The sequence below is a fragment of the uncultured Acetatifactor sp. genome, assembly GCF_948601915.1.
Classification (GTDB): domain Bacteria; phylum Bacillota; class Clostridia; order Lachnospirales; family Lachnospiraceae; genus Acetatifactor.
This window is the reverse complement of the sequence record NZ_CAPDXS010000226.1, coordinates 1-5,267: the sequence shown is the minus strand read 5'-3', so window position 1 is coordinate 5,267 and position 5,267 is coordinate 1. Positions and strand designations below refer to the sequence as shown.

General features: G+C 51.1%; 4 protein-coding genes. 1 reads left to right on the top strand and 3 read right to left on the bottom strand.

The genetic code is table 11. The annotated features are described in order from the left end of the window. From Q2B33_RS23135 to Q2B33_RS23125, 3 genes are all read right to left on the bottom strand, one after another. Positions 1–2,233: glycosyltransferase (locus Q2B33_RS23135; protein ID WP_300785419.1), on the bottom strand; the 2,233-nt coding region annotated here is incomplete at its 3' end. Positions 2,234–2,339: 106 nt separating this feature from the next. After that, positions 2,340–3,710 carry a flagellin gene (locus Q2B33_RS23130; protein ID WP_300785421.1) on the bottom strand — a complete coding sequence of 457 codons (1,371 nt, stop codon included), beginning with the start codon at positions 3,708–3,710 and terminating at the stop codon, positions 2,340–2,342. A gap of 213 nt (positions 3,711–3,923) precedes the next feature. Next, entirely contained in the window at positions 3,924–4,148 is a 225-nt protein-coding gene (locus Q2B33_RS23125) for a carbon storage regulator (protein WP_300785174.1), read from the bottom strand. 112 nt (positions 4,149–4,260) lie between these two features. Between Q2B33_RS23125 and Q2B33_RS23120 the strand changes: the two genes are divergently transcribed. Continuing rightward, positions 4,261–4,839, top strand: coding sequence for a tyrosine-type recombinase/integrase (locus Q2B33_RS23120; RefSeq protein WP_300785176.1), 579 nt, complete (start codon positions 4,261–4,263; stop codon positions 4,837–4,839). Positions 4,840–5,267: the final 428 nt, after the last annotated feature.

Sequence of the window (5,267 nt, the reverse complement as noted above, 5' to 3'; positions counted from 1 at the left end):
CCGGCAAGAGCGGCAGCAGCTGCTCTGTCACGCCCAGGGCCGCCTCGTATTGCCCGGCCTCCATCAAAGCATGAACCCTGGCCTTGATCTGCCTGGCCAGCACTTGGAGTTCTCCGGCAGCCTGTGTAGATTCCTTTTTTTGCCGTTCCAGCTGTATCTCCAGCCATTTCAGATAATGTCTCATGATAGGAGCAAGCCCAGGAAGCAGATTCATGATTTCACGGACAGACTCCACCGCCTCCGCATATTGCGCCGCCTCCGTCTTCTCCAGCAAATTCCGAATCACGTATGCCCCTTGATATTCCTCCGGAAGCAGATCCGGCATGGAGCGGATAATCTTTTCTTTGTAGATTTCTTCACATAATTTGATTCTGCAGAGGGCATATTCCCTGAGCCCTCCCAACACATTGTCCGCAAAGCCGTCTGACTCCTCTGCCATGTTTTCCAAAGCTGCCGTCTCCCAGCTTGCCCGGCTGATGCCGCAGGCTGCTCTCCATGCCAGCATACGCATACTGTCCTGCTCCCGAACCGCCCTGAAAGCCTTTGCCAGCCAAACAGTATCTTTCCATGTATATCGGCTAAAATGGTCTGTCAGATCCTTTTCCCACTGGGAGAAAGGAATCTCCTCCAACATGTGTCCCATGTCTCCGCCCAAAATATTCACCGTTTGCGGCATATGATAAGCTTTCATATATAACATGCTCTCTTCTCTGGCCTTCCAAATTTCTAAAGCCATAGCTTCCGCTTCCTCACCCCTGCAGGAAATGCCCCGCTCCGGCCAAAAAGCAGCTGCGGTCAACCTGGCCAGCCTTATGAACCAATGCTCTATTGGTAAATTGCCAAAAGCGGAAATGCCTCTGGTACGTTTCCTAAATATCTGACTGTCACATACCCTGCAGCCCTCCGCTTCCTCACAGAAGTCCATTTCTCCTCCATCCTGCATTTCCTCATGGATATCACAGCATTCCAGAACATCCTCCAGGACGACCTCCTCCAAATCCTGTCGTTCCAGAATCACATTGCACATTTTTTCATAGAGGGGCAGTTCCTGCATGTCCGCTCCGGCCATGCACTTCAGGATATCGCGGATTACCCCGAAATCAAGACTGTATTTCTCCAACCGCCAATCCATCTCCCGGAACCATTTCCAGGCCCATACAGCCTGTCCACAATGCACCGCAGCCCGCACTCCGTTACCCAGGATAGGTGTACGCTTCTGTTTATTGAAACAACTTTGCGTCACTGGTGTCTCAAAGCCAATAAAGGCATCTCTGTTTTTCAGGTATGCCTGATAGGTATCCCAATAATTCTTTGCATGGGAAAAGGCTTTCCCATAATCCTCTTTATCCACATAGGCGACAGCAAGGCGTCCGGCTATGAGAGCTTTCACCATCCTGTCCGTCCGCTTGCTTTTTATATATTCCTCCCCTTTTCGGATGGCCTCATCATACTGGTATGTAACTATGTAGCCATTAATGGCATTTCCATAGAGGGAGGACAGGCAGTATTCTTCCTCCACCGCCCCCGCTTTCGCCCTTTCAATGGCCTCCAGGGACAGTTCCAGAGATTTTTCCGCCTCGCCAAGGGCGTTATATTCCTGCACCAGCTGCAGCATATGCCGCATGTTGGAAGGGTGCTCAGCAAGCTCCTCCTGTAACAGCCCAATATTTCTCGCCGCATGTTCCCGCGCTTTCTCCGCAGTCTGGTATGCATAACCATAATGATGCGTAAAAGCGTCTATACGTTTCGCCTTACCCGGCGCCCGGTTGAAGCATTCATGAATCCGATAAATGAATCTGATGTCCGGCTCCAGGCGGACCATCCTCGCCGCCAGTGAATCAATATACTGCGAACCGTCCGTCCTTATATAATCACGCGTAGTATAAAGCCCTACTCCATATATCCTGAATTCCCCGGAATTGAAGAATCGAATGATATCCCTCACATCCTCAAACCACTCGTCGTCATCCATGTACATGAACCATTCCCCTCTGGCTCGTTCCAGCCCGGCATTGCGGGCTTTGGCAAAATTTCTGCACCACACGAAGTCCACAATATTGTCCGTATACTCCTCAATGACGCTCCTCACCTGTTCCCCGCACCCCGTGTCCACCAGGATCAGCTCGGAGGGCACCTTCTTCAGCAGAGGCTGGATGGAATCAAGGCATTTCCGCACGGTATCCGGGCGGTTGGAAATCAGGATGGATATGGTCAGCAAAATATGGGTGTTCATATTTTCTTCGTTCCTTTCTTATTCCTTAAGAAGGCATGGCGCAAAGACTGCACCATGCCTTCTGATTTTCCTATACTTCTCTTTGTACTTAACCCACAGCTACGAATTAGCCAAGCAAGGACAGAACACCCTGGTTTGCCTGATTGGACTGTGCCAGCATAGCCTGACCGGCCTGAGCCAGAATCTGGTTGTTGGAGTAAGTAACCATCTGGGTGGCCATATCCGTATCACGGATTGCGGACTCTGCGGACTGTGTATTCTCCACTACGTTGTCCAGGTTGGCGATGGTGTGCTCCAGACGGTTCTGTACAGCACCAAGGGCCGCTCTCTGATCGGATACCTTCTGCAGAGCATCCGCTACGACATCGATAGCTTTTGTGCCATTGTCCACGCTGTCGCCGCCGATGTTCAGACCGTTCACACCAAGACCTCTCGCGCTCATCATGGAGATGTTCACGCTGATCTTGTTGTCGCTGGAAGAATCAGCGCCTACATGCAGACTGAAGTTAATGGCATCATTCAAATCTGCGAACGCTTCTACCTTCAGCACGATGGTCTGGGCTTTCTCATCATAAACGGCCGTAACGGACTTAAGCTCCGTACCAAACTGGCGGCGGATAGCGGATGACAGCTGATCCATACTGGTAAATGCCTTGACAGTAGCTCCCTGCGTCTTGGTCTTACCGATATTGGCGTCATTGATTGCTTTCACCAGAGCGCTTGCGCTCGCCTTATCCTTATTTGCCACCTTAGCAGAAGTGCTCTCTACCAGAACATATGTGGTGCTTCCTACCGTAATCTGCTTGCCGCTCCACTTGGTGTTGGTTGCTGCCGCTCCGGTTAACTTAACCTTGCTTAAAGACTGCTTATTACCGACCGTCGATGTCGTGGCATTGAAAGTTCCAGAAATCTTAGCGCCAAAGCCAAGCTGGGCAGTTCCTGTCTGGGTATCAAGTGCCTTGAAATTTTTATTTGACAATGCGTCAGTTTGAGTAAACTTCAATGATGTCAGGCTACCTGATACTTTTTTATACGTCAGGCTGCCGGCCACGCTGCCATTCGCGCCCTTCAACAGATAGGTCTCGTTGAACTTGGTTGTCGTAGAGACACGGTCAATCTCCGTAGTCAGCTGGTCGATTTCGTTCTGGATAGCATCCCTGTCGCTCTCGGACATGGTTCCGTTCGCGGCCTTTACTGCCAGCTCGTTCATTCTCTGCAGCATGTCATGCACTTCGTTCAGAGCGCCTTCAGCAGTCTGCACCGCGCTGATACCGTCCTGCGCGTTGGCGGAAGCCTGGGTCAGGCCGCGGATCTGCTTCCTCATCTTCTCGGAGATAGCCAGACCTGCAGCATCGTCTGCCGCCCGGTTGATCCTGTAACCGGAAGACAGCTTCTCGGTGGCCTTTGCCTGGGTCTTTGTGGTGATGCCCAACATACGGTTGGAATTCATTGCTGTTAAGTTGTGTTGTACTACCATAATTTACCTCCTTGTATTACCGCGCAAATCCTTTTGCGTCAGTTGCGTATTTTCAGTTCATCCAGATTCCGCTCCACAGCACGGGATGCTTCAGGGCAGTCCCCCAAGCCGGACGGTTACAGGAGCCGGAACAGGAACCGGGCAATCGGGCCCTTGACTGCCCTGTCCCGCTCCGGCCTTTCTCTCAGCATAACCCTCCCGGCGTCCTTTGTTTCAACGCTTTCCCTGCTTCCCGGACACCGCGTGGAACCGGGGCAGCTTCGCCCGTTCCTCCGGACTGGGGATGCGGTTCTCCATGGCTGCGCTCCTGACAACGCTCACTTCCTTAGGGGCGTCCACCATAATCCGCATATTATTCTTGGAGCCGCCCAGGAATACAATCTTTATGTTGTCGTTTATCATCAGGTACTCCTCCGGGCTCACCGTCAGTCTCAGCATCCCTGTCCCTCCTGGTTTTACATTCGCGGTATTCTTGTTAAGCTGGAATATGGACTTAACAGAATGCAACTTTCTGGGGGAGAATGTTGCAGAAAACACAAGGAGGACAACTATGAGCACGACGCAACCCATTAAAAGCCCTGAACAGCTGACGGCCTTCAAAAACTACTATCTGCAGGAGCATCCCAATCCCAGGAACCATATGCTGATCATCATGGGACTGAACTCCGCCCTTCGCATCTCGGATATGTTGAACCTTACCTATGGGAATCTGTACAATTTTGAACACAGAACGTGGCGGACCCACATTGTCGTAACAGAACGCAAGACAGGCAAGACCAACCGCATCTATATGAATCGGGAAATCAGGGAAATTCTCGAACAATACGCGGATATCGAGGAAAAAAGCCCCTCCTCCTGGCTGTTCGGCAGCCAACTCCAGAAGTCAAAGCCCCTGAGCCGCTTCCAGGCCTATCGAATCGTAAAAAACGCCGCCGCTTTCGCCGGGCTGGACGCCAATGTCAGCTGCCATTCCCTGAGAAAGACTTTCGGCTATCACGCCTGGAAACAGGGGACTCCTCCGGCTCTGCTGATGAGCATCTATAACCATTCCGCTTACGGCATCACAAAACGGTATCTGTGCATCGACCAGGACGACAAGGATGAAGTCTTTGCCAAAATCAAGATTTAGGGCGCATTGATTTTTGAAATATTTTCGGGAAAACACTAAAGTATTCCGGATTGGTTCCGATAATATATATGAACAGTAAAAATGCAACATTCTCCCCCAGAGTGTTGCATTTTTATTGTAACCCTTTTCATGGTTCCGTATTCCGCCTTTCATGAACCATATATACTGCTTAACGGTTATATTTTCCGAGTAACCCGACTGCATAACGCCAGCCATATTCGTTTAACCGGTGTAGTACGGTAAATTCCGGCATTATGCAGCATAAAAACAGGGTGCAAGATTTCTCCTGCACCCTGTCTCGGGAATTTCATTTATCTGTCCTCACCTGTTCCCGATTCTCCCTGCAATCTTCTCCCGCAGGCTCCGCAGCTCCCCGTCCCCCGGCAAGAGCGGCAGCAGCTGCTCTGTCACGCCCAGGAGATCGGAAG